This window comes from Cupriavidus agavae, from assembly GCF_004217045.1.
Classification (GTDB): domain Bacteria; phylum Pseudomonadota; class Gammaproteobacteria; order Burkholderiales; family Burkholderiaceae; genus Cupriavidus; species Cupriavidus agavae.
This window is the reverse complement of sequence record NZ_SGXM01000001.1, coordinates 2,323,940-2,348,455: the sequence shown is the minus strand read 5'-3', so window position 1 is coordinate 2,348,455 and position 24,516 is coordinate 2,323,940. Positions and strand designations below refer to the sequence as shown.

Below are 24,516 nucleotides of genomic sequence, written 5' to 3'. Positions count from 1 at the left end.
TTACGGGCGGGCGGCGTCGCGCGTGGAATTGCGCTCGATCAGTTCGATCTTGTAGCCGTCCGGGTCTTCCACGAAGGCGATGACCGTGGTGCCGCCCTTGACCGGACCCGCCTCGCGCGTGACCTTGCCGCCGGCCGCGCGGATGCGGTCGCAGGCTTCGGCCGCGTTCGGCGTTTCCAGCGCGATATGGCCGTAGGCCGAGCCCAGGTCGTATTTGTCGACGCCGTAGTTGTAGGTCAGCTCCAGCACCGCGGTCTCGGTCTCGGGGCCGTAGCCGACAAAGGCCAGCCGGTACTTGTATTCGGGATTGTCGCTCTCGCGCAGCAGTTGCATGCCGAGGATGCGGGTGTAGAAGTCGATCGAGCGCTGGTAGTCGCCAACGCGCAGCATGGTGTGGAGGAGTCGCATGGGGGCCTTCTGTGTGAGGTTGAAGTCAGGGCGAAGGCCGCCATTTTAGACCCGTCGGCCGGATCGCGCCGGAAAGCCCCGGGGCGGGGCTCAGAACGTCGGCAGGAGTTCGGGCGGATGGGCGCGCAGTTCGGCGCGGGCGTCGCGGAACTCGGGGAAGATCGATTCCACGGTCTCCCAGAAGCGCGGGCCGTGGTTCATTTCCTTGAGGTGGGCCAGTTCGTGCGCGGCCACGTAGTCGATCATCGACAGCGGGAAATGCATCAGGCGCCAGTTCAGCCGGATCTTGCCGTCGGCGGTGCAGCTGCCCCAGCGCGTGGCGGCAGAAGTCAGTGCAAAGCCGGTATGGCGCACGCCGAGCTTGTCCGCGTAGAGGTCCAGCCGTTCGGCCAGCAGGCGGCGCGCCTGGGCCTGCAGCCAGCCTTGCACGCGGTCCTTGATCTGCTGGTCGTCGGCATGCGCGGGCAGCGCCAGATGCAGCACGCGGGTGTCGGCGTCGAACATCAGCACGGCGGCCGGCGATTCCAGGCGCAGCGTGATCGGCTGGCCCAGGAACGGCAGCGATGCCCCGTCGCGCCACTGCACGGTCGGCAGCACGCGGCGCGTCTCACGATGGCGCCATTCGCCGAGCTTGGCGAAGATCCATCGTTGTTTCTCCAGAATGGCCGATTCGACATCGCCCAGCGTGACCCAGCGCGGCGCCGTGATCGACAGGCCGCGATCGTCCACGGTGAAGCCGATGGTCCGCCGCGACGAGCGCTTGAGCGCGTAGTGCAGCGTGCGCTCGCCCACGCGCAGCATCCGCGCGTTGGGCTGGGCCGGCGGCCACGCGGCGGGGTCCGGCTGCCGCTCGGCGGCGGGCTGCCCCGGCATGTCGGGCTGCGGCGGCTCGTGCACCACGCCGGGCACGAGCGAATCGGCCAGCGGCAGTTCGAGCTGGGGGTTGTCGGGAGTCGGCCGCAGCAGCTTCATGCGGCGGCCCGGCCGGCGCTGCGGCGATAGCTGTCGGCGTCGATGCGGCGCATTTCCGCCTCGATCCACGCCTCGACTTCCTGGTTCAGCACGTCGGCCGTCTTGTTGGCCGAGGGGATCGCGTCGCCCACCGAGATCGTGATGGTGCCCGGGTACTTCATGAACGTGTTGCGCGGCCAGCAGCGGCCCGAGTTGACCGCCATCGGGAACACCCACGCGCCGGTCTCGACGGCCAGCCGGGCGCCGCCGCTCTTGTAGCGCGGGTTTTCCTTGCCCGACGGCGTGCGCGTGCCTTCCGGGAACATGATGATCCACGCGCCCTCGTTCAGGCGCTCGCGGCCCTGGCGCGCGGCCGAGGCAAAGGCGCGCGTCCCGTCCTTGCGGTTGATGTGCACCATCTTGAGCATGCCCAGCGCCCAGCCGAAGAACGGCACGAACAGCAGCTCGCGCTTGAACACGAAGCACAGCGGCTTGGGCATCAGCGCCATGTAGGCGATGGTCTCCCAGGCGGACTGGTGCTTCGAGAGCAGCACCACGGGCTTGTCGAGCATCGCCATCATCTTGTCCCGGCCCTCGATGCGGTAGTCGATGCCGCAGATCACGCGGGCGGCGCCGATGACCAGCACCGGCCAGCCGCGCACGAAGCGGAAACGCTTCTCGGCATTCACGAACGGGAAGACGATGAAGCAGGCGCACGCATACGGCGGCGTGATGATCAGCAGGTACAGCGCGAACAGCAGGGAACGGATGAAGAGCATCGATGGGAACCGGAAATTCAGGGAGCAGGCTGCGGCGCCGGGGCGGCAGCCTTGTGGGAGCCGTGCGCGGACTGGGCGCCTTCGGCCACCAGCCAGCGCGCGAACGCGGCCAGGTCGTCGTGCACGCGGGTGGCGGCAGGCAGGCCGCCCTTGTCCAGCGTGCGCAGGCCCTTGCCGGTGCGCACCAGGTGCGGCACGCAGCCCACGGCCACGCCGGCCTCGAGGTCGCGCAGCGAATCGCCCACGGTCGGCACGTTGCGCAGCTCTATGCCGAAGCGCTCGCCGATCTGCTCGTACAGGCCCGGCTTGGGCTTGCGGCAGTCGCAGTTGTCGGCGGCCGTGTGGGGGCAGAAGAAGATGCCGTCGACGCGCCCGCCCAGGTTGGCCAGCGCCTTGTACATCTTCTCGTGCATCGCGTTGAGCGCGCTCATTTCGAACAGGCCGCGCCCGATGCCCGACTGGTTGCTGGCGATCACCACGCGGTAGCCGGCCTGGTTCAGCGCGGCAATCGCTTCGAGGCTGCCCTCGATCGGCACCCATTCATCGGGTGTCTTGATGAACTGGTCGCTGTCGAGGTTGACCACGCCGTCGCGGTCGAGGATCACGAACTTCGGATGGGACTGGGGCATGTCGGCTTCCTCGCCCGCGTCAGGCCGCGAGCTTCGAGATGTCTGCCACGCGATTGGCCAGGCCGTGCAGCGTGGCCAGCAGCGCCAGGCGGTTGGCGCGCAGCTTCGCGTCCTCCGCCATCACCATGACGTCGTTGAAGAAGCGGTCCACGGCCTCGCGCAGCTGGGCCAGGTCGCGCAGCGCGGCGGTGAAGTCGCCGCCCGCGAAGGCCGCTTCCACACCGGGGCGCACGCGCTCGATGGCCTGGTGCAGCGCGCCCTCGGCGGCTTCCCGGAACAGGCTGGTATCGACGCTGCCAATGGCCTCGTCGGTCTTCTTCAGGATATTCGTGATGCGCTTGTTGGCGGCGGCCAGCGCCTCGGCCTCGGGCAGCGCGGCAAACGTGCGCACGGCTTCCATGCGGGCCAGCACGTCGTGCAGCGTCTGCGGACGCAGGCTGACCACGGCTTCGACCTCGTTCGTGGTGTAGCCCTTGTCCTTCAGGTAGCCGCGCACGCGGTCGTACAGGAAGTCGGCGATGGCCTCGCGGGCCGGCTTCACGGCCGCGATGCCGGCGAATGCCTGTTCCGTCAGCGCCAGCAGCGTGTCCACCGGCACCGCCAGCGGCTTCTCGATCAGCATGCGCAGGATGCCCAGCGCGTGGCGGCGCAGCGCGAACGGGTCTTTCTCGCCGGTCGGCTGCAGGCCGATGCCCCAGATACCCACCAGCGTCTCCAGCTTGTCGGCCAGCGCCACGGCCGTGCTCACGTTGCCCTCGGGCAGCGCGTCGCCGGCAAAGCGGGGGCGGTAGTGCTCGGAGCAGGCCAGCGCCACGTCGGCGGCTTCGTCGTCATGGCGCGCGTAGTACGTGCCCATGGTGCCCTGCAGTTCGGGGAACTCGCCCACCATGTCGGTCAGCAGGTCGGCCTTGGCCAGTTCGGCGCCGCGCATCGCGGCGGCCTTGTCGACCGGGGCGCCGGCGGCGTTCATCGCGTCGGCCACGTGGCCGGCAATCTGCTGCAGGCGCTGCACGCGGTCCAGCTGGCTGCCGATCTTGTTGTGGTAGACCACGTTGCCCAGCAGCGGCACGCGCGACGCCAGCGTCTTCTTGCGGTCCTGGTCGAAGAAGAACTTGGCATCGGCCAGGCGCGGGCGCACCACGCGCTCGTTGCCGGTGATGATCGATTGCGGCGTGTCCGTGGCCAGGTTCGAGACGATCAGGAAGCGGTTGCGCAGCTGGCCGGCGGCGTCGGTCAGCGCGAAATACTTCTGGTTGGTCTGCATGGTCAGGATCAGGCACTCTTGTGGCACCGCCAGGAAGGCTTCCTCGAAGTGGCACGGGTAGACCACCGGCCATTCGACCAGCGAGTTCACCTCGTCGAGCAGCGCGTCGGGCATCACCACCTGGTCGGCGCCGGCTTCCCTGAGCAGCGCCGTGCGGATGCGCTCGCGGCGGTCGGCGTAGCTCGCCACCACGCGGCCGCGCGATTCCAGCAGGCCGGCATACTCGGCGGCGTGCGGAATCTCGATCGTGCCCTGCGACAGGAAGCGGTGGCCCTGCGTGATGTTGCTGGCGGGCAGGCCGAGCACCGACACCGGCACGATCTCCGCGCCGTGCAGCGCGATCAGGCTGTGCGCCGGGCGCACGAAGTGCACCGTGGTGCCGTCCGGGCGCTGGTAGCTCATCAGCTTGGGGATCGGCAGCTTGCCCAGCGCGTCGTCCAGCGCGGCCTGCAGGCCGTCGGCCAGCGTCGCGCCGCGGGCGGTGTAGCGATGGAAGAAGGCCTCGGCCTTGCCGTCGGAGGCGCGCTCCAGCGTCTGCCAGTCGATCTCGGCCACGCCCGTGGATTTGGCCAGCGCGGCCAGCTTCTTGGCCAGCGGAGCGGTCGGGGCGCCGTTCGCGTCGAGCGCCACGGTCAGCGGCAGCACCTTCTCGCGCTGTTCGCGGTCCGGGGCGGTGCGGCGCACGCCGGTCACCAGCGCAGCCAGGCGGCGCGGCGTGGCGAACGGGGTCACGGCGGCGCCTGCGTCGAGCAGGTCGCGGGCGCGCAGGCCGTCGGCCAGGCCCTGCGCGAAGGACTCGCCCAGGCGGGCGAGGGCCTTGGGCGGCAGTTCCTCGGTGAACAGTTCGATCAGCAGCGAATCGGTCATGGGTTGCGACATGAATGCGTTTCCAACTAGTTGGCGCCTGCGTCAGCAGCGCGGCGCGTTGTTCGGTTCCACGCCAGACAGCAGCCACAGGCCGTTCTGCTGGCGGAATTGCAGCGTGGTGTACGCGCACTGCGCGGCCACGCCGGAGGCGCCGCGGGTGCCGGCGGCCGGGAAGCGGGCGTCGATGCGCTGCGCGCGGCGGTCATAGCGGATCTCGTCGATGCGCCCGCCCACCCAGAAATCGATTTTCTGCGGCAACTGGGCCGCCGAGTAGTACGTGCGCACGGTGCGGCGCGAGCGGCCGTTGCGCTCCTCCCACGACACCCACTGCAGCGGATAGCGGATCGCGCTCTCATAGGCGCGCAGCGGCACGCGGTGCCAGCCCAGGTCGCGCGAGCCAGACAGGTCGCACGAGAACGAGCGCACGAGCTGGGTCCACTGGTCGATCGACGACAGCGCCGGGCGCCAGTGCCGCGCGATGGCCTGCTGCAGCGATTGCGTGTCGGCCTCGCAGACATTGGCGAGGTCCGCCGGCAGGTACAGCGCCTGCGGCGACGGTGCCGGCGCGGTGCGGGCCGAGGCCAGCGCGCTGCCGCCCAGCGCGGCGGGCAGCATGACCGGCACGGCAAACGCGGCGAGGGCGATCACGCCGCGCACGCGGGCCTTCATGCGCGCGCCCCGTTGCCGCACATCGGGAAGCCCAGGGCTTCGCGCGAATCGTAGTACGCCTGCGCCACCGAGCGCGACAGGTTGCGGATGCGGCCGATGTACGCCGCGCGCTCGGTCACCGAGATGGCGCCCCGGGCGTCGAGCAGGTTGAACGTATGTGCCGCTTTAAGCACCTGTTCGTAGGCGGGCAGGGCCAGGCGGGTATCGGTGGTCTTCGGCGTGCCGTCCTCGTTCTTCTCGCCGGTATCGCCCATCAGGCGTTTGGCCTCGCCTTCGTGTTCGGCGAAGTGGCGGAACAGGATTTCGGTGTTGCTGTGCTCGAAGTTGTAGGTGGACTGTTCCACCTCGTTCTGGTGGTAGACGTCGCCATAGGTCAGGCGGCGCGTCTCGCCGTTTTCTTCCCACTCGGTCCAGACCAGGTCGTAGACGTTCTCCACCTTCTGCAGGTACATCGCCAGGCGTTCGATCCCGTAGGTGATCTCGCCCGTGATCGGCTTGCAGTCGATGCCGCCCACCTGCTGGAAGTACGTGAACTGGGTGACTTCCATGCCGTTGAGCCAGACTTCCCAGCCCAGGCCCCAGGCGCCGAGCGTGGGGTTCTCCCAGTCGTCCTCGACAAAGCGGATGTCGTTCTGCTTCAGGTCCAGACCCAGCGCCTCCAGCGAGCCGAGGTACAACTCCAGGATGTTCTCGGGCGCTGGCTTGAGCACCACCTGGTACTGGTAGTAGTGCTGCAGGCGGTTGGGGTTCTCGCCGTAGCGGCCATCCTTGGGCCGGCGCGACGGCTGCACGTAGGCGGCGCGCCAGGGCTCGGGGCCGATGGCGCGCAGGAACGTGTGCACATGCGACGTACCGGCGCCGACCTCCAGATCGATCGGTTGCAGCAATGCGCAGCCCTGCCGGTCCCAGTAGGCCTGCAGGGTCAGAATCATTTGTTGGAAGGTCAGCATAGGAAGACGAAAAAGGAAGCTGGCGGGCAAGTGCCCGGGACGGCCCGGGCCAGTTTGCCAAACCCCGAATTCTATCGGGTTTTTGGCGGCGTCCCGCCGGGCGCGGCCATAAAGCGTGAGGCAGGGCACGGATCGTGCGTGGGCAGGCTGTCGGCGGCGCGCAACGGGTGGGGAAAATCCCGATCCGCGTTTCAGAACCGGCCTATCGATGCCGATACCGTTTTTGTATACAGTTGAAACACGCAGCCGACGCAAACAAAACCAAACGGCTGCAGGTCGAACGTTATTGAAGGGGATTGGTCATGTCGCTGCTCTCTCGCAAACCTTATCTCGTCGCCATCGCCGTGATGGCGGCTGCCGCCGCGGTCTCGATGGTGACGTCGCTGGCCACCTAGGCGCCGCCGCCCGGGCCATGCCCGGGCCGCCGGGTCAGGCGGGGCGCCGCGCGCGGCGCGCCCGGAACGCCAGCACCAGTACCAGCACGCAGCCGGCCAGCGCCGGCAGATTGCCCCAGCGGATGTACGGGGTCAGCCCCTGCATGCCCTGCACGGTGGCCGCGAGCGTGCCCACTTCGAAGGTCGGCAAGGTTGCCTGGACGGTCCCGTCCGGCCTGACCACGGCCGTCATGCCCGTGTTCGTGGCCCGCAGCATCGGCCGGCGCATCTCCAGCGCCCGCATCCGCGAGATCTGCAGATGCTGATCGAGCGCGATGGTGTCGCCGAACCACGCCAGGTTGGTCACGTTGGCCAGCATGTTGGCCGGGGTCGGCTGCTTGCGTAGCGTTTCGGCGATTTCCTCGCCGAACAGATCCTCGTAGCAGATATTGGGCGCCACGTGGATGCCGCGCACCGGCACGGCCGGCTGGTCGAGCGTGCCACGCCGGAAATCGCCGAGCGGCATCTTCATCATGTCCACGAACCAGCGGAACCCGAACGGGATGAACTCGCCGAACGGCACCAGATGGTGCTTGTTGTAGCGGTAGAGCTGTTCCTGCTCCGGCCCGATGGCGAACACGCTGTTCGTGAAATCCACCGGCGAATCGGCCCCGGCGGCGCCGAAGACCACGGTCGTGCCGGTCTTCTCCATATAGGTGCGCACGTCCCGGGCGATATCGACCGGCAGGTCCTGCAGGATGATCGGGAACGCGGTTTCCGGCGTGACCACCAGATCGGCCGGCGCCGCCGTGATCAGGTCCCGGTAGAGTTCGAGCGAGCGCTGGATGCCGGCCGGCTCGAACTTGATGTCCTGTGCCACGTTGCCTTGCAGCAGCCGCACCGCAATCGGCGTGCCGATCGGGCTGGTGTAGGCAATGCCGGCCAGGCCGGTGCCGCCGCCCAGCGCCACCGCGACCAGTCCGGCAGACCAGCCAGCGGTGCGCGCGGCGTGCGGCTCGGTACGGCGCAGCCATGCCCGCACCCCCGTTGCCAGCAGCGCCGACAGGCTCGCCGCGATAAATGTGATCCCGTAGACACCCACCAGCGGGGCGAAGCCCGCCAGCGGGCCGTCCGTGTGCGGATAGCCGCTGCCGAGCCACGGGAAGCCCGTGAACACCACACCGCGCAACCATTCCGAGAGCGCCCAGGCCGCGCCGAAGGCCAGCGCCGTCAGCACGCCGTTGCGGTGGCGCGCGGTCAGCCAGTGCCACGTGCCGGCGGCCAGCGCCGGCCAGATCGACAGGTAACCCGCGAACAGCACCACGGCCAGCGCCGCCATCCACGCCGGCATCTCGCCGTAGACGTGCATGCTGATATAGAGCCACCAGATGCCCGAGAGGAACCAGCCCAGGCCGAACGCATAGGCCGTGGCGGCCGCCGCCCGGGGGCGCGGGGCGCCGGCGAGCAGCGCGAACAGGCCCGAGAGCGCCAGCAACTGCAGCCACCACCAGTCATGCGGGGCGAACGCCTGCGTATGCGCCACGCCCAGCACGGCCGCGATCAGCAGCCGGAACAGGTGGGCGCCGCGCGTGGCGTCGCGCAGCGTTGCAGACGGTGCGGAGGGAATCGGGTTTGGCGAGGCATTGCCGCTCGCCGGATCGGCGCGGCCAGTACCCACGGCGTCGGGCGCGCCGACACGCTTCATGCTTCGGCCACGCCGTCGATTTCAACAGGTGCTTCGCGCTTCACCTGGAGCAGGTGCACCTGACGGGCGTCGGCCCGCAGCACTTCGAACTGGAACGGCGGCAACGTGATGATTTCGCCACGGTGCGGCACGTGACCGACATGATTGGTGAGCAGGCCGCCCACGGTATCGACATCGTCGTCCGGGAAAGCCGTGCCAAACGCCTCGTTGAACTGCTCGATCTCGGTCAGGCCATGCACGCGCCAGGCGCCCTCGGCGGTGGGCAGGATCTTGTCCTGGTCCTCGTCGAGGTCGAATTCGTCCTCGATATCGCCCACGATCTGTTCCAGCACGTCCTCGATGGTGACCAGCCCGGCCACGCCGCCGTATTCGTCGACCACGATTGCAATGTGGTTGCGGTTGATCCGGAACTCGCGCAGCAGGATGTTCAGCCGCTTCGACTCCGGAATGAACACGGCCGGACGCAGCGCTTCGCGCAGGTCGAACGTGGCATCGGTGTAGTAGCGCAGCAGATCCTTGGCCAGCAGGATGCCGATGATGTTGTCGCGGTTGCCTTCGTACACCGGGAAGCGCGAATGCGCCGTCTCCTGCATGTACGGGATGAACTGTTCTGGCGTTTCTGCGATGTTGACCGCGTCCATCTGGGCCCGGGGCACCATGATGTCTCGCGCGGTCAGTTCGGAGACCTGGAACACCCCCTCGATCATCGAAAGCGAATCGGCGTCGATCAGGTTGCGCTCGTGCGCATCCTGCAACACTTCGAGCAGTTCGGCGCGGGTGTCAGGCTCGGGGGAAATGAAATCCGAAAGGCGTTCGAGAAGAGATCTGGGACGATCCGTCTGCTTGAAATTGGCAGACTTCGAACTGGGATAGGGGTCGTTCATGTCGCGGCTAGCGCGTGGTGGAGATCGTCTGAAGCATACACTAAAAGGCTTGCATGCCCGTGACGGGGGGATTACGGTGGCTTATTCGCCGCAATCTCCCCGAATCCTTCCTCAGATTTCGCGCACCGGCTGATACGGGTCGCCGTACCCCAGCGCCTGCATCGTCTCGGTTTCGATCGCTTCCATTTCCTCGGCTTCGCCGTCGTCCTCGTGCTCGTAGCCCTGGGCATGCAGCACGCCGTGGACGATCAGGTGGGCGTAGTGGGCTTCCAGCGGCTTGTTCTGCTCGCGGGCCTCGGCTTCCACCACGGGGCAGCACAGCACGATGTCGCCGGTTACCGGGTCGTCGGCGGTTTCGGCGTAGGCGAAGGTCAGCACGTTGGTGGCGTAGTCCTTGCCGCGGTAGGTGCGGTTCAGCGTGCGGCCCTCTTCCTCGTCGACGAAGCGCACGGTCAGCGCGGCGTCCTCGTACAGCGCCGACTGCACCCACTTCTCGATCTGGCGGCGGCCCGGCAGCCCGGCGCGCCGGGCCGTGCCGTCGCCGTGCTGCACGTCGAGATCGACTTCGGGCGGCGTGGCGGGCGTGCCGGTGGTGGTGACCAGCGGGGTGGCGGTGACCGCCACCGACAGCGCGTCGCTGTTGTCCGGGCGCATCAGCAGCCCGGCCTGCTGGCGCGGGTCGGTGTGTTCGGCCAGCAGGGCCACCACGCCGTCCTCGGCCTGCGAGAGGTCGAGCGTCAGGCTGCGGCCATCGGCCAGCTGCACGCGCAGCGCGTGGGCGGTGGCCTTGCGGGCGCGGCCCTCGGCATCGAACAGCACCAGGCTGGCGGCTTGCTTGCCCGATCGTTGGGGGGGAGGAGACTTCTTGGTCAAGTTCAGGCGTCCTTGTGCTGGGCGTGGTATTCGTCGTAAGCCTCGACGATGCGGGCCACCAGCGGATGGCGCACCACGTCGATGCTGGTAAAGCGGGTGAACGACACCCCGCGCACGTCGCGCAGCACGTGCTGCGCCTCCACCAGGCCGCTCTTCTGGCCGCGCGGGAGGTCGATCTGCGTGGTGTCGCCGGTGATCACGGCCTTCGAGCCGAAGCCGATCCGCGTCAGGAACATCTTCATCTGCTCGGGCGTGGTGTTCTGCGCCTCGTCCAGGATGATGAACGCGTGGTTCAGCGTGCGGCCGCGCATGTAGGCCAGTGGGGCAATCTCGATCATCTGGCGCTCGAACATCTTCTGCGTGCGGTCGAAGCCGAGCAGGTCGTAGAGCGCGTCGTAGAGCGGGCGCAGGTACGGGTCCACCTTCTGCGCCAGGTCGCCGGGCAGGAAACCCAGCCGCTCGCCGGCTTCCACGGCCGGGCGCGTCAGCACGATGCGCTTCACCGCGTCGCGCTCCAGCGCGTCGACGGCGCACGCCACGGCCAGGTAGGTCTTGCCGGTACCGGCCGGGCCGATGCCGAGCGACAGGTCGTGCGACAGGATGTTGCGCAGGTACTCGCGCTGCATCGCCGTGCGGCCCTGCAGCCCGGTGCGGCGCGTGTGCAGCACCGGCGATTCGTCGTCGGCGCTGGCTGGCTCGTCTGCGCCGTTGCCGGGCAGGTAGGCACCGTGCGCCGAGATCTGGCGGGATTCCACCAGCCCCAGTTGCACGTCGTCCACCGACAGTTCGGTCTTCGCACTGTTGTAGAAACGCTCCAGCGCCAGCGCGGCGTCCTGCGCGCGTTCGCCGCGCACGGTCATGCGGTGGCCGCGGCGCTGGATCGTCACGTCGAGCGCCTGCTCGATCTGGCGCAGGTTCTCGTCAAGCGGCCCGCACAGGTTCTGCAGGCGGGAGTTGTCGTCCTTGGGGGCGACGAATTCGGCGGTCGAGACTTTCATGGGCTCGGGGCACTCACTGGCGCACGACGACTTCCCCGCGCAGCGAGTGCGGGAACGCCTGCGTGATGTTCACGTCGACCGTCTGGCCGATCATGCGGTCGCGCTGCGCCTGGGGCACGCCCGGCAGCGCGAAGTTGACCACCCGGTTGTTCTCGGTGCGGCCGTGCAGCTCGGTGGGGTCCTTGCGGGCCGGGCCTTCCACCAGGATGCGCTGGACGCTGCCCACCATGCCATGGCTGATGCGCACCACGTTTTCCTCGATGGTCGCCTGCAGCCGCTGCAGCCGGCGCAGTTTCACGTCGTGCGGCGTGTCGTCGTGCAGGTTGGCTGCGGGCGTGCCGGGGCGCGCGCTGAAGATGAACGAGAACGAGGTGTCGTAGCCGATCTCCTCCACCATCGCCATCAGCTTTTCGAAATCGGCATCGGTCTCGCCGGGGAAGCCGACGATGAAGTCAGACGACATCGACATCTGCGGCCGGATCGCGCGCAGCCGGCGGATGATGCTCTTGTACTCCAGCACGCTGTAGCCGCGCTTCATCGCCGCCAGCACGCGGTCCGAGGCGTGCTGCACGGGCAGGTGCAGGTGGTTCACGAGCTTGTCGCAGCGCTCGTACAGCTCCACGAGGCGCGAGGTGAACTCCTTCGGGTGGCTCGTGGTGTAGCGGATGCGCTCGATGCCGGGGATCTCGGCCACATACTCGATCAGCAGCGCGAAATCGGCGATCTCGGTGGTGCCGCCCATCGCCCCGCGATAGGCGTTGACGTTCTGGCCCAGCAGCGTCACCTCGCGCACGCCCTGGTCGGCCAGCCCGGCCACCTCGGCCAGCACGTCCTCGAACGGGCGCGACACCTCCTCGCCGCGCGTGTAGGGCACCACGCAGTAGCTGCAGTACTTCGAGCAGCCTTCCATGATCGAGACGAACGCGCTGGGGCCGTCCACGCGGGCCGGCGGCAGGTGGTCGAACTTCTCGATCTCGGGGAAGGAAATGTCCACCTGCGACACGCCGGTCTGCTGGCGGCGGTGGATCAGGTCGGGCAGCCGGTGCAGCGTCTGCGGGCCGAACACCACGTCGACATAGGGCGCGCGCGACACGATCGCCGCGCCTTCCTGGCTGGCCACGCAGCCGCCTACGCCAATCACCAGGCCGGGCTTGGCGGCTTTCAGCGCCTTCATGCGGCCCAGTTCGGAGAACACCTTCTCCTGCGCCTTCTCGCGGATCGAGCAGGTGTTGAACAGGATCACGTCGGCGTCCTCGACGTTATCGGTGGGCTCCATGCCCTGCGTGGCGTTCAGCACGTCCACCATCTTGTCCGAGTCGTACTCGTTCATCTGGCAGCCGTACGTTTTGACAAATACCTTCTTCATGGGTGCCGGTCTCAGTGTTATACCTGGGGGCATCGGGGCACAACAGGTTGATGCAAATGCAAAAAACGGTCAGTGGGCGGCTTTCCAGGCCTTCACTTCCGCGTCGGTCATGACCCAGGCCGTCAGCAACTGGCCGTAGAGGTCGAGCTTGTAGCGCACGTTGAGCTTCTTGCCGGCGATGGCTACCGGATTGAGCAGCAGCGTCTCGGTACTGAAGATGCGCAGCCCCGGCGCCACGCCAATCACCTTGCCGTCGAGCCTGGCCCGCAGCGGCTCGGCCGCCGAGGGCGGCGCCATTTCCATGCGTGCCATGCCTGCATCTGCCGGGATCACGCGCACCGGTGTGCCGGGGTTCGCCGTGATGCCGGCCATGGCGGCTGGCGCGGTGGTGATCGACATTTCCTGCGCATGGGCAGGGCCCAGCAGCGCCATGGCGCACGCGGCGCCCGACAACAGCCCAGACAGCTTCAGCATGACAGCTCCCGACAAAAAAATACGGCAATCGTTATAGGAATAAGGAATACCGCCGGCGCCGGACGCCATCACGCTTGCTGTGGGGGTACGCGCAGGCTGGATAACCCGCGATTCTACCCGTTTGCGTCACCCGCCGCGAGGCTGAGGATGTGGCGCAAACATTACATCGAGCCGGTCAGAACAGGCACGATGCCTCCTGCAGCACGCGCTGCTTGGAGACCGTGCCGAGCAGTTCGCGGCTGGTGTTGTCGCGCACCAGCGGAATGCGGTTGATGCCGTGGGCGGCGAAGATCGCCAGCGCATCGCGCAGCCGGGAGTCCGGCGTCAGGCTCGGGAAATCGGGCTCGCCCAGCGCCAGCAGCGTGGCGTGGGTGCCGTCGCGCTGGGCACGCTGCACCGCGTGGATCGAGATCGCCCCGCGCAGCGCGCCCTGGGCGTCCACCAGATAGAGGTAGCGCGTGCCGGTCTCGGCGAACTTGTCGGCGGCCTGTGCCAGCGAGGCGGCCGGGTCGATCACGGTGTCGGTGGGGTCGCACAGGCCGTCGAGCTGCAGCCGCCGGGCGCGCTCCACGGCAGCCGACGCCTCGGCGCGCTCCACCACCACGCTGTACAGCGAGAGCGTCTGGCAGCGCGAGGCCGTGTAGTACGCCGCCACCGCGCCGATCATCAGCGGCAGCAGCAGGGTGGGCGCCAGCGTCATCTCGAACACCATCAGGATCGACATCAGCGGCGCCTGGCTCGTGGCCGCCAGGAAGGCCGTCATGCCGACCAGCGGCAGCACCGGCGAGGCGGTGCCGCCCGGAATTGCCATCGCCAGCATCTGGCCCAGCGCCGCGCCCACGAACATCGACGGCGTAAACACCCCGCCTACCGCCCCCGAGCCCATGCTGACCACCGTGGCCAGCAGCTTGGCCAGCAGCACGGCCCAGACCGCCACCGAGAGCGGCTCGTTGTGCAGGATGGTGCGGATCGTGTAGTAGCCGTTGCCAACCACTTCGGGCACGGCCATGGCGAGCAGGCCCACCAGCAGCCCGCCCAGCGCGAGCCGCGCCACGGGGCCGCCCGGCACGTGGCGGAATGCGTTGCGGGCCAGCGTGTTGGCGCGCATGAAGACCGCGCCCGAGACCCCGGCGGCGAGCCCGATCCCGGCGGCGGCCAGCAGCAGATGTGGCTGGAGGATGTCAGGCGCCATGTGCAGGCCGGTGTAGAGCGGTTCCAGGCCGCCACGCCACTGGCTGACCATGGTGCCGGCCACCGACGCCAGGAACAGCGGCATCAGGCGCTGCACGGCCAGCGCGCCGAAGACCACCTCGGCCACGAACACGGCGGCGGACAGGGGCGTGTGGTAGGCCGTGGCCAGCCCGGCCGCCGCGCCGCAGGCGGTCAGCATGCGGCGCATGTTGCTGTTGCCGCTGGCCTGGTCAGCGCGCGTGGACGGAAAGACCGAGCCGGCCAGCGCGGCCAGCTGGATCATCGCGCCTTCCTTGCCGACCGAACTGCCCGAGACGATCGAGCAGAACGACGACAGCGCCCGCAGCAGCGTGATCTTCACCGGCAGCCGGCCGGTGCCGCGCGCCACGGCCTCCATGTATTCGCTGGGCAGCGGCTCGGTACGTGCCTCGCGCTGCGCCAGCCACAGCAGCGCGCCGGCCACGGCGCCTCCAAGTGTCGGGATCAGCACCCGCCAGGCCAGCGCCAGGCCGGCGAAGATCATCACGATATCGGCGTCCTGGCCGAACATGACCAGCCCGCTGGCCTCCAGGGCGTCCTTGAACAGCGTGGTCACCACGCCGGCCAGGATTCCCACGGGAATGGCCGCGAACAGTGTGACTTCCTGGTCTTCGAGAAAGCGGAACCGCATGGCGAGGGGCAACGGCTGGTGGAGGTCGGCGCGCCCGGCGCCGGGTGGCCGCCATCATAGCGCAGCCCCCCGGCCGGCCCGTCAACGGCGCAGCCGTTTCCACACACTGGTACACTACGGGCCTTTCCTAGCCCGGGAACCGGGGGCAATCGACCCGTCCCGCCGGCCCTGACCCTCAGGTACGGTTTTCTACCCGAGCCACCCCACGATTGGCGCACTTCCCTTGCGCGACGGGTGGCCGAAGCGTCCTTTCATGTCTTTTTCCGAACTCGGCTTGTCCGACAAGCTGGTGCGTGCCGTGGCCGAACAGGGCTACACCACGCCGACCCCGATCCAGGCGCAAGCCATTCCCGCAATCCTCAAGGGCGGCGACCTCCTCGCCGGTGCGCAGACCGGCACCGGCAAGACCGCGGGCTTCACGCTGCCGCTGCTGCAACTGCTGTCCGATTCGGCCGCCAGGAACCCGGCGCCGCGCGGCGGCCGCCCGGTTGTGCGCGCGCTGGTGCTGACCCCGACGCGCGAACTCGCCGCGCAGGTGGAAGAGAGCGTCCGCAACTACGGCAAATACCTGAAGCTGCGCTCGATGGTGATGTTCGGCGGCGTCGGCATCAATCCGCAGATCGAGGCCCTGAAGCGCGGCGTCGATATCGTGGTGGCCACGCCGGGCCGTCTGCTCGACCACGTGTCGCAGAAGACCATCGACCTGAGCCATGTGGAACTGCTGGTGCTCGATGAAGCCGACCGCATGCTCGACATGGGCTTCATCCACGATATCCGCAAGGTGCTGAACGTGCTGCCGCCCAAGCGGCAGAACCTGCTGTTCTCGGCCACGTTCTCCGACGATATCCGCGCGCTGGCCGACCGCCTGCTGAACAACCCCGCCTCGATCGAGGTGGCGCGCCGCAATACCACCGCCGAAACCGTGGAGCAACGCGTCTACCCGGTGGACCGCGACCGCAAGCGCGAGCTGCTGGCGCATCTGGTCAGCCAGCACGACTGGCACCAGGTGCTGGTCTTCACGCGCACCAAGCACGGCGCCAACCGGCTGGCCGAGCAGCTGACCAAGGACGGCCTGTCCGCGCTGGCGATCCACGGCAACAAGAGCCAGTCGGCCCGCACGCGTGCGCTGACCGAGTTCAAGGCCGGCACGCTGCGCCTGCTGGTGGCCACCGACATCGCCGCACGGGGCATCGACATCGACCAGTTGCCGCACGTGGTCAACTTCGACCTGCCCAACGTGCCCGAGGACTACGTGCACCGCATCGGCCGCACCGGCCGCGCGGGCGCCGAGGGCGAGGCGATCTCGCTGGTCTGCGTGGATGAGCACGTCCTGCTGCGCGATATCGAGCGTCTGATCAAGCGCCAGATCGAACAGGTGGTGCTGCCGGGCTTCGAAGTGGACCCGAGCATCGCCGCCGAGCCGATCCAGAAGGGCCGCCAGCAACGCGGCGGCGGCCAGGGGCAGGGCCGGGGCGCGCCGCGCCAGGGTGCCGCCGGCAATGGTGGGAGCGGGGGCAACGGTGGCGAGCGCCGCCCGCGTCCGCAGGGCCAGCGCCAGGAAACGCCGCGCCAGCCGCGTCCGGCGCAGGCGGGCCAGTCGGCCCAGCCCGCGCGTGGCGAGGGCCGCAACGGCAACGGCGCCCGCAATGGCGCCCAGGGTGGCCAAGGCGCCCGCAATGGCAACGGCAACGGCAATGGCGCCGCCAATGCCAAGTCCAACGCCCCGCGTCCGCAACAGGCTCGCCCGCAACAGGCCCGTCCGCAGCAGGCTCGCCCGGCCCAGGACGTTGCCGCGCCGCCCGCGCGCAACCGTCGCCCGGCCCCGCAGGCCGCGCTGCTCGGCGGCAGCCGCAAGCCGGCGCCCTGACGCGGCACCATGCTCGACTCCGGCACGGCGCCCCAGCCCGATGACGAGGTCCCGTACGCGGGCCTCACTCCCGAGTGCATCCTCGATGCGCTCGAATCGGCGGGGTATCTGCCCGACGGCCGGCTGCTCGCGCTGAACAGCTACGAGAACCGCGTCTGGCAGGTGGGCATCGAGGATGCCGCGCCGGTCATCGCCAAGTTCTACCGGCCCGGCCGGTGGAGCGACGCGGCCATCCTGGAAGAGCACGCCTTCGTGCAGCAGCTGGCCGACGCGGAAATTCCCGCCGTGCCCGCGCTGGGCGGGGCCGCCGGCACGCTGCTGACGCACGCCGGCTTCCGCTTTGCCGTGTTCCCGCGCTGCGGCGGCCGCGAACCGGCCCTCGACCAGCGCGAGACGCGCGAATGGCTGGGCCGCTTCATCGGCCGCATCCACGCCGTGGGTGCCGCCGCGCCGTACCAGTCGCGCCCGGCCATCGATCCCGACACGTTCGGCGTGGCCCCGCGCGACTACCTGCTCTCCCACGACTGCATTCCCGCGGAACTGCTCGCCCCGTGGCGCGCGGCGGTGGATCTGGCCCTTGACGCGGTACGCCGCTGCTACGAGCGCGCCGGCGCGGTGCGCCTGCTGCGGCTGCATGGCGACTGCCATCGCGGCAACGTGCTGTGGATCGACGAGGCCGATGCACGCGGACGTGGCGCGCCGGGCCCGCATTTCGTGGATTTCGATGACAGCCGCATGGGGCCCGCCGTGCAGGATCTCTGGATGCTGCTCGAAGGCGACCGCGCCGCGATGCAGGACCAGTTGGCCGACATCGTGGCGGGCTACGAGGATTTTGCGGAATTCGATACGCGCGAACTGTGGCTCGTGGAAGCCCTGCGCACGCTGCGGCTGCTGCACTACAGCGCCTGGCTGGCCAGCCGCTGGCGCGATCCGGCGTTCCCGGCGGCGTTCCCGTGGTTCGGCACCGCGCGCTACTGGCAGGACCGCATTCTTGAACTGCGCGAACAGATCGCGCTGATGGACGAGCCGCCGCTCTGGGCGACGGCCTAGCCCCGCAGGCCGGTGTCAGCCGGCCGATTTCTCCGCCTTGACCATGATCACCGGGCAGTCGGCCTGGGACAGCACGCGCCCGGCCACCGAGCCCAGCACGGCGTCGAAGAACGAGCCGCGCCCGTGGGTGCCCATCACGATGGCGTCGGCCTGGATCGACCTGGCGAAGCCCATGATCTTCTCCGGCGCAAAGCCATGCAGCGCGTGGCGCTCGAACGGCACGCCGGCCGCCTCCAGGATGGTGCAGACCGAGTTCATGGCCTTGCCGCTTTCTTCGTTGTGCCAGGCGTCGATGGTTTCCTTGTTCACGAATGCGCGCACCCCGCCCGTGACATCGGGCGTCACGTGCACGACATGCACGGTGTAGCCGGGCTGCAGCAGCCGGCCTTCGGCGACAAAACGCGCGGCGGCATCGCTGAACGGGGAGCCGTCGGTGGCGAGAACGATCTGGGTCATGGCGCAATCTCCTTGTTTGCAAACGGCGGGCGCCTCGGGGCGCCGCAAAAACCATCATGGCACGCGAGGGGTGCTTACACCGTAACTTAGATCAATTCCGCGGCGAATATTTAATGTTTTCACGATTGTCATGTTGCTCGCTTTGTGGTCAGCAATCGAGCTTTGCCACCCAAGAAAGCGCGCCGCACGACACAACTCCACAACGTCTGAAATTTCCGTAGGAATGATCGGAGTTTTCGCTCGTAACTTCCGGACGTTTCCCCATCCCTCCCGCCAAAGGAAAAATTAAGCTGCGGCTTGTTCGTTCACTCGGAGAACTGCCATGCCCAATGCTCTTGTCATCGATTCCCATCCCGCCATCCGCCGCTGCGCGCTGGCTGTACTGAAGGACCAGACCGGTTTCGACGAAGTCCGGTTCGCCAACGGCGGCGCCGCGGCGCTGGAAGCGCTGCGCGAGCGCGAAGCCGATCTGGTCGTGCTCGACCTCCAGCTCGAAGACCTGCCCGGCGACGCCGTGCTCGAAGAGGTGGTGTCGAACTACCCGCTGACGCGGGTGCTGGTGCTCTCCGCGCTGCCGCAGGCGGCCGAGCGCGCGTTGCTCAGCGGTGCCCATGGCTATGTGGACAAGGGCGGCGGCCTGGAGAACCTGGGCGACGCGGTGCGCGCGGTGATGGGCGGTTACGCGGCCTTCCCGCTGTCGTCGCTGCCCACCATCCGCCGCGCCGCCACCAACCCGGCCGATCCGCGCACGTTGCTGAGCCGGCGCGAGCTGACCGTGCTGCGCTTCCTGGCGGTGGGGCAGTCGAACAAGGCGATCTCGGACGTGCTCGGCATCAGCAACAAGACCGTCAGCTCGCACAAGACCAGCATCATGACCAAGCTCGGCTTCAACTCGCTGATCGATCTCGCCGAGTTCGCGCGGCGCCACCAGCTGGCCTGCTGACCCGCGCCGGGCGGGGCTTCCGGCCAATCCGCCGAATCCGGCATAATCCCCAGTCCGACCGGCGCCGGCTTCAGCGGCGCCGGCATGACCGGGTGAGGCAAATGAAGGCGAAGGCGGAGACATTGCAGGACGCTCGCGGCACGGCCGGGCACGACACGCGCACGGACGAAGGCTGCCCGCTGCACTGGTTCGACACGGACCGCGGCGCGTTCGAGGACCTCGAACGGCGTATCGCGGAGCATCCTGCCGGGTTCTTCGCCAGCGCAGATTTCGAGCCGGCCGGCGCGTGCGCCACGCGCGAGGCGCAGTTTGCCTCGGTGGACCTGCCTGAGCACCCCACGGCGCCGCAGGTGCATGCGGACCATCTGCTCCATGACGTGTTCCGGCACGTCATGCCGGTAGCCTCGCCGACCTTCATCGGCCACATGACCTCGTCGCTGCCTTCGTTCATGCCGGCGCTGGCCAAGATCGTGGCCGCGCTGAACCAGAACGTGGTGAAGCTCGAAACCTCGGGCGCACTGACCGGGCTGGAGCGGCAGGTCGTGGGCATGCTGCACAGGCTGGTCTACGGATGCGGCGACGCGTTCTACGCGCAGTGGCTGCACGATCCCGAACATTCGCTAGGCGCCTTCTGCGCGGGCGGCACCACGGCCAACCTCGCCGCGCTCTGGGCCAGCCGCAACAACCTGCTGCGCGCCCGCGACGGGTTTGCCGGCCTGCACAGCGCCGGGCTGGTGGCCGCGCTGCGGCACTACGGGTATGACGGGCTTGCCATCGTCGTATCGGAGCGGGGCCACTACTCGCTGCGCAAGGCCGCCGACGTGCTCGGCATCGGGCGCGACAACCTCGTGCCGGTCGGCGTGGACGCCGATGGCCGCATGCGCGTCGACCTGCTGCGCGGCACCCTGCACGACCTGCAGCAACGCAATATCCGCCCGCTGGCAATCGTCGGCATCGCCGGCTCGACCGAGACGGGCGCCGTCGATCCGCTCGACGCCATCGCCGACGTGGCCGAGGCGTTCGATTGCCACTTCCACGTGGACGCCGCCTGGGGGGGTGCCACGCTGCTGTCGGCGCGCGAGCGGGGCCGGTTCGCCGGCATCGAGCGCGCCGATTCGGTCGTCATCGACGCCCACAAGCAGTTCTACGTGCCGATGGGCGCCGGCATGGTGCTGTTCCGCGATCCCGCCTGGACGCAGGACATCATCCAGCACGCCAACTACATCGTCCGCAAGGGCTCGGTCGACCTGGGCCGCCATACGCTCGAAGGCTCGCGGGGCGCCGCCGCCGTCATGCTCTACGCCAACCTGCACCTGCTGGGCCGGCGCGGACTGGCCACGCTGATCGAAACCGGCATCGACAACGCCCGCTACTTCGCCGGGCTGATCGAGCAGCAGCCCGATTTCGAGCTCGACAGCCGCCCGCAGCTCTGCATCCTGACCTACCGCTACGTGCCCGAGGCCGCCCGCGCCGCGCTGGCCTCGCCCGCGACCCCGCCCGAACGGCGCGAACAGCTCCAGCAGGCGCTCGACGCGCTCACGATCGACATCCAGGAAATGCAGCGCGAGGCCGGCCGCTCGTTCGTCTCCCGCACGCAACTGACGTCATCGCAATGGGCCGGCCGCGCCATCGCGGTGTTCCGCGTGGTCCTGGCCAACCCCGACACCACCCACGAGATCCTGCAGGCCGTGTTGGCGGAACAACGGGAACTGGCGGGGAAAAGCGGGAAGCTGGCGGCGGTGATGAGACATTCGAGCAAGTAAACGGCGGTTTTCTTGCTCGAATGTCTCAGCGTGGGGCAGGGCGGCTTATTAAGGTGACTTTTTTCGCACTTTATGTCGGAGCATGCTGGGGTCAACCACGGCATTGCGCTGCGACCCCGCTGACCGGTGGCTATAATCCGTCTGTTGCACCAAGTCCAATGTCCGCTGATGGCCATGTGTCTATAGCCGGCAATGGCCCGATGCTCCGGTAGTTCGATCAGGATCGGAAAGACTTAGCTTTGCGGGGTGTCCGGTTTCGAAAGCTAAGAGCCGCCTCGGCGGCGCCTCGATGCAAGACTCGACGTGCTGAGGTTCCACCAGGAGTGGAATACCCAAGAGATCCCCGCGTTAATTCTGAACGCCCCCTCATCGCAGGGGGCGTTTCCTTTTCTATTTCTTCTTCTTGCTGCCCTTGCCTTTACCCGGCGTGGGGGCGCCTCCGCGAGACAGCCATCGTTGTTTTACGAACCCACCCTCTGCGAAATTTTCATTTCGCCGCCCCAAAGCAAAAAGCCGCAATCCCGTGGGGGACTGCGGCTTTTCTAATAGATGGTGGCGAATCAGGGATTCGAACCCCGGACCTGCGGATTATGATTCCGTGACGGAGGACGTCTTTGGACAGCAATGTCCTGCTATAGGGCTGCCGCCGTTGCCGAATCCTCCATTGGACAGCTATAGGCCGCAGTGCTGTTGACACTTCGTCGTTAGCGAAGCGCATAGCTTGCATGGACAGAGCCTGACGATGACAGTGCGCTATGCGCATCTGGCGCCTGACCATCTAATCGAAGCACGGCAGCTAAATCCGCTCGCGGGTCTAAATCTTGCCGTTGCGTGAAGACTAGTTGGCAACGTGGGCTTCAACACTTGTCGCCGCTGCTTGTGCCTCGATGAGGGTAACAATCTCGGCATAGAGGTCGGTGTCGACGTCTGGGGCGTGTATCGACACCACGAGTGAATAACGCGCAACTGAGTCCCATTTCCTCTGGCCGGTACGGGTTTTCCACCAGCCCGACGCAGGGAAAACAGCGATCACTCCGCGTGCTGCCAGTTCCGCGGCGGATCCCTCCCATACGTCAGTATGGATAGAGCCGGAATTACGCCTTTGCCCGAAACGCCAATCGGGGTCGGAAGTCTCCAAATCGGGGACGTCCGGAGACGCGTCAGCGAGCGCGCTAATTCGGCGAGCGAACGATTCTACGGTTTCATTCCCACGTTTGACATCAAAGCGAAGCCCGAAGGACTCGTATGAATACCTGCTTGCGTACCCTCTCTCGTTGACTCCCGGATTCGGCTCAATGAAGTATGACAGCGTAACCTTGAGCCGAACATCGCTGTGCAGTTGTTCAAGAGATTCCTTGGGCCACGGAAGCTCGTGGTAGTGGACCTCATTTGCTCGCGGCGGGGACGCCGTAGCATCCCGGCGATATGGTTGGATCGATTCTTGCGCAATCAGGACAAGAGAATTGCTATAACTTTCTAGCGCACGTTCGAGGTTGGGGACGCCCATACCAACATGTTGCACCAATCGCGCATGATCTGCTTTGTTAGCGCGTGGCCCTAGAAATTGGCTTTTCATTTCTTCGGTCCACTCGGCCGAATGAACAACAAGCGCCCGTACCGTCTCTGGCCAAGCGTCGGGATACTTCGCCATCAACTGAGCGGCGAAGCGCGCGCAAAGGGCCGTCGCCGCGCTAGTCATACCCGTTGCGCTGAACAGTCGATCGGCAACTCCGTGGGCACACGATAGCAGCATCAGCTTGTCATTGGCTTCGACGTAAGGTTCTGCGTACATATCGGTTATCAAAACGTTCCCGCCCTCCATGACGACGTCAGGTTTGAGAGGGTGCATAGAGTTCCAGCCTATGCCAGTGGTACTAAACGGGCTTAGTCCTCCGGCGGGCGCAATTGGTGAGTAGCTTTCGTCAAAGCCTTCAGCCACCAATGCCTTTGCCGTGTACGCGCCGACCGTCAACACGTTCCAAGCCTGACCCGGATCATGAATATGTCGTCGCTGATTGGATTGGGGGTACTCTTTCCAAGCGTCGCCGTCGTCAACGTTTCCTGCGCAAACAACTATTAGGCGTTTTGCCCCCTCGTCGACGGGATTGAAAGCGAGCCTATCGATCGCAGCCGACCAGGATGAAGGGCGACCTCTATCATGGTCGTCACCGGTGGTCACTGCTAGGCTAAAGACTCGATTTACATGCGGTAGATCGACCTCGGGTCGAGCCACGGCTTGTCCCGTGAGATGCCCATACAGCCGTGGATCGTCGTTGTCGCCGGGTTGCCTCAGGAGCTTTACGGATTCTAGTCTGTGTTCAATGCGAACAGGATCGTTAGAGTCGAGTAGTCGGCTGAGGTCACCGTAGATAGCAAGGCCGGCCAACTCAGTACCATGACCGTGCTCGTCACCGGTGTGCCAGTCAGGGTCAACTGCATACGTGCCACCCGGGCGAACGGTATGTTCAATCAATGGGTGCCCATCGTTCAGGCCTGTGTCGATGAGACACACTACTGCGTTGTAGTTTTCGCTCAGCTCAGAACGCCCTTTAAGATGATCCACCCACTCCCACTGTTCTACGGGCGTGAGATTGGTGAAGAACTCGGCAGTGGATTTAGGCTTACGCAATTCGGCAATTGTGTCGAGAAGCGGCAAGTGCTCGCTCAACTGTGTCTTGGATGCCTTGAGCAGCGTAACCATGCGCTCCGGAAACAGCTGTACATCCCTACCAAGCTCGGCGCCGATAGCCATGGCTGCGATGCGAAACCGTTGCAAGACTCCGTCGGCATTATTTCGCACAGGCAACCATACCTCCCACCAAACTCTCAGGTCGGGGTCGGCAGGTAGCAACTCCACGGGGTCGTTCCAAAGCGCATCAAAGGCAGCTCGCCGGATAGCTGCAATGCTCTCGGAAAGGTCTCGGTATCTTGGATTGCTTCTGCCGGGTTGCAGAGGGTCTTCCGCATACTGACGAAAATGCTCCTCAAAGCTCGTCAGGCGACCGTGCGGAACAAAAACGGTAGCCAATGTGTACGAGCGATTGCCGTCATGACCATGACGTACGTTCAAGACTTCAATGCCCTGCCTCGCATCTTCCAGTCCCGGTAGATGCAAATCGTCGCCAAAACTCCGAAACTCGATAATGATGCCGCCTCGTCCGGGCAAGCCAGCCGCTACTTGCTCTTCATTGGCGGTAGTCGCATCAGCCTGTAGGCCTAGTATGGAAGCGACAAGACCTGCCCCGTGGATTGCACGATTAATCTCTGGGCGCTCAGGCGGCGTAACAGCCCGGGGAGGGCGTTGATATGGGCCCGATGAAACGAAGCCCGAGAGAAAAATATGCGACCGACCTTCTTGATTTTCTTGTGCCATCGCTAACTTGGA

The 24,516-nt window shown here is 66.9% G+C and carries 20 protein-coding genes and 1 tRNA gene; 4 read left to right on the top strand and 17 right to left on the bottom strand.

From position 1 onward, the window contains the following. From gloA to EV147_RS10560, 14 genes are all read right to left on the bottom strand, one after another. A complete protein-coding gene (gene gloA, locus EV147_RS10625) occupies positions 1–408 on the bottom strand; it encodes a lactoylglutathione lyase (protein WP_130391035.1) in 408 nt (135 codons plus the stop codon). 90 nt (positions 409–498) lie between these two features. After that, positions 499–1,380 carry a M48 family metallopeptidase gene (locus EV147_RS10620; RefSeq protein ID WP_130391034.1) on the bottom strand — a complete coding sequence of 294 codons (882 nt, stop codon included), beginning with the start codon at positions 1,378–1,380 and terminating at the stop codon, positions 499–501. Then, complete coding sequence (locus EV147_RS10615; protein ID WP_130391033.1) at positions 1,377–2,138, bottom strand: lysophospholipid acyltransferase family protein; 762 nt, start codon at positions 2,136–2,138, stop codon at positions 1,377–1,379. The genes EV147_RS10620 and EV147_RS10615 overlap by 4 nt, the downstream gene beginning before the upstream one ends. 17 nt (positions 2,139–2,155) lie before the next feature. After that, positions 2,156–2,767, bottom strand: coding sequence for a D-glycero-beta-D-manno-heptose 1,7-bisphosphate 7-phosphatase (gene gmhB, locus EV147_RS10610; protein ID WP_130391032.1), 612 nt, complete (start codon positions 2,765–2,767; stop codon positions 2,156–2,158). A gap of 19 nt (positions 2,768–2,786) precedes the next feature. Then, positions 2,787–4,910, bottom strand: a complete 2,124-nt coding sequence (glyS, locus tag EV147_RS10605; RefSeq protein WP_130391031.1) for a glycine--tRNA ligase subunit beta — start codon at positions 4,908–4,910, stop codon at positions 2,787–2,789. Between the two features lie 30 nt (positions 4,911–4,940). Continuing rightward, positions 4,941–5,567 (bottom strand): hypothetical protein, encoded by a 627-nt coding sequence (locus EV147_RS10600; RefSeq protein ID WP_130391030.1) that lies wholly within the window; start codon positions 5,565–5,567, stop codon positions 4,941–4,943. Beyond that, a complete protein-coding gene (gene glyQ / locus EV147_RS10595; protein WP_130391029.1) occupies positions 5,564–6,517 on the bottom strand; it encodes a glycine--tRNA ligase subunit alpha in 954 nt (317 codons plus the stop codon). The genes EV147_RS10600 and glyQ overlap by 4 nt, the downstream gene beginning before the upstream one ends. A 429-nt stretch (positions 6,518–6,946) precedes the next feature. Then, on the bottom strand, positions 6,947–8,596 hold the full coding sequence (gene lnt / locus EV147_RS10590) for an apolipoprotein N-acyltransferase (protein WP_130391028.1): 1,650 nt from the start codon (positions 8,594–8,596) through the stop codon (positions 6,947–6,949). Then, the gene (locus tag EV147_RS10585) at positions 8,593–9,480 is read right to left on the bottom strand and encodes an HlyC/CorC family transporter (RefSeq protein WP_130391027.1); all 888 of its coding nucleotides are present in this window, start codon (positions 9,478–9,480) and stop codon (positions 8,593–8,595) included. The genes lnt and EV147_RS10585 overlap by 4 nt, the downstream gene beginning before the upstream one ends. Positions 9,481–9,591: 111 nt before the next feature. After that, positions 9,592–10,353 (bottom strand): rRNA maturation RNase YbeY, encoded by a 762-nt coding sequence (ybeY, locus tag EV147_RS10580; RefSeq protein ID WP_130391026.1) that lies wholly within the window; start codon positions 10,351–10,353, stop codon positions 9,592–9,594. Positions 10,354–10,355: 2 nt separating this feature from the next. Then, a complete protein-coding gene (locus tag EV147_RS10575) occupies positions 10,356–11,351 on the bottom strand; it encodes a PhoH family protein (protein ID WP_130391025.1) in 996 nt (331 codons plus the stop codon). A gap of 13 nt (positions 11,352–11,364) precedes the next feature. After that, a complete protein-coding gene (gene miaB, locus EV147_RS10570; protein WP_130391024.1) occupies positions 11,365–12,717 on the bottom strand; it encodes a tRNA (N6-isopentenyl adenosine(37)-C2)-methylthiotransferase MiaB in 1,353 nt (450 codons plus the stop codon). Between the two features lie 69 nt (positions 12,718–12,786). Next, positions 12,787–13,191 carry a hypothetical protein gene (locus EV147_RS10565; protein ID WP_130391023.1) on the bottom strand — a complete coding sequence of 135 codons (405 nt, stop codon included), beginning with the start codon at positions 13,189–13,191 and terminating at the stop codon, positions 12,787–12,789. Between the two features lie 175 nt (positions 13,192–13,366). Continuing rightward, positions 13,367–15,052, bottom strand: coding sequence for a ClcB-like voltage-gated chloride channel protein (locus EV147_RS10560; RefSeq protein WP_130391022.1), 1,686 nt, complete (start codon positions 15,050–15,052; stop codon positions 13,367–13,369). A gap of 253 nt (positions 15,053–15,305) precedes the next feature. Between EV147_RS10560 and EV147_RS10555 the strand changes: the two genes are divergently transcribed. Continuing rightward, positions 15,306–16,919 (top strand): DEAD/DEAH box helicase, encoded by a 1,614-nt coding sequence (locus EV147_RS10555; RefSeq protein ID WP_130391021.1) that lies wholly within the window; start codon positions 15,306–15,308, stop codon positions 16,917–16,919. 9 nt (positions 16,920–16,928) lie between these two features. After that, a complete protein-coding gene (locus tag EV147_RS10550) occupies positions 16,929–17,969 on the top strand; it encodes a serine/threonine protein kinase (RefSeq protein WP_130391020.1) in 1,041 nt (346 codons plus the stop codon). A gap of 15 nt (positions 17,970–17,984) precedes the next feature. Here EV147_RS10550 and EV147_RS10545 read toward each other — a convergent pair whose 3' ends face one another. Beyond that, the gene (locus EV147_RS10545) at positions 17,985–18,425 is read right to left on the bottom strand and encodes a universal stress protein (RefSeq protein WP_130391019.1); all 441 of its coding nucleotides are present in this window, start codon (positions 18,423–18,425) and stop codon (positions 17,985–17,987) included. 322 nt (positions 18,426–18,747) lie between these two features. Here EV147_RS10545 and EV147_RS10540 point away from each other — a divergent pair, with 322 nt between their 5' ends. Both EV147_RS10540 and panP read left to right on the top strand, forming a co-directional pair. Next, the gene (locus tag EV147_RS10540) at positions 18,748–19,368 is read left to right on the top strand and encodes a response regulator transcription factor (RefSeq protein WP_130391018.1); all 621 of its coding nucleotides are present in this window, start codon (positions 18,748–18,750) and stop codon (positions 19,366–19,368) included. Between the two features lie 101 nt (positions 19,369–19,469). Further along, positions 19,470–21,131 carry a pyridoxal-dependent aspartate 1-decarboxylase PanP gene (gene panP, locus EV147_RS10535; RefSeq protein ID WP_130391017.1) on the top strand — a complete coding sequence of 554 codons (1,662 nt, stop codon included), beginning with the start codon at positions 19,470–19,472 and terminating at the stop codon, positions 21,129–21,131. Between the two features lie 550 nt (positions 21,132–21,681). Here the strand turns inward: panP and EV147_RS25930 are convergent. Beyond that, positions 21,682–21,794: transfer RNA gene (locus tag EV147_RS25930), tRNA-Met, on the bottom strand. 175 nt (positions 21,795–21,969) lie between these two features. After that, positions 21,970–24,504 carry a S8 family peptidase gene (locus EV147_RS10525; protein ID WP_130391016.1) on the bottom strand — a complete coding sequence of 845 codons (2,535 nt, stop codon included), beginning with the start codon at positions 24,502–24,504 and terminating at the stop codon, positions 21,970–21,972. Positions 24,505–24,516: the final 12 nt, after the last annotated feature.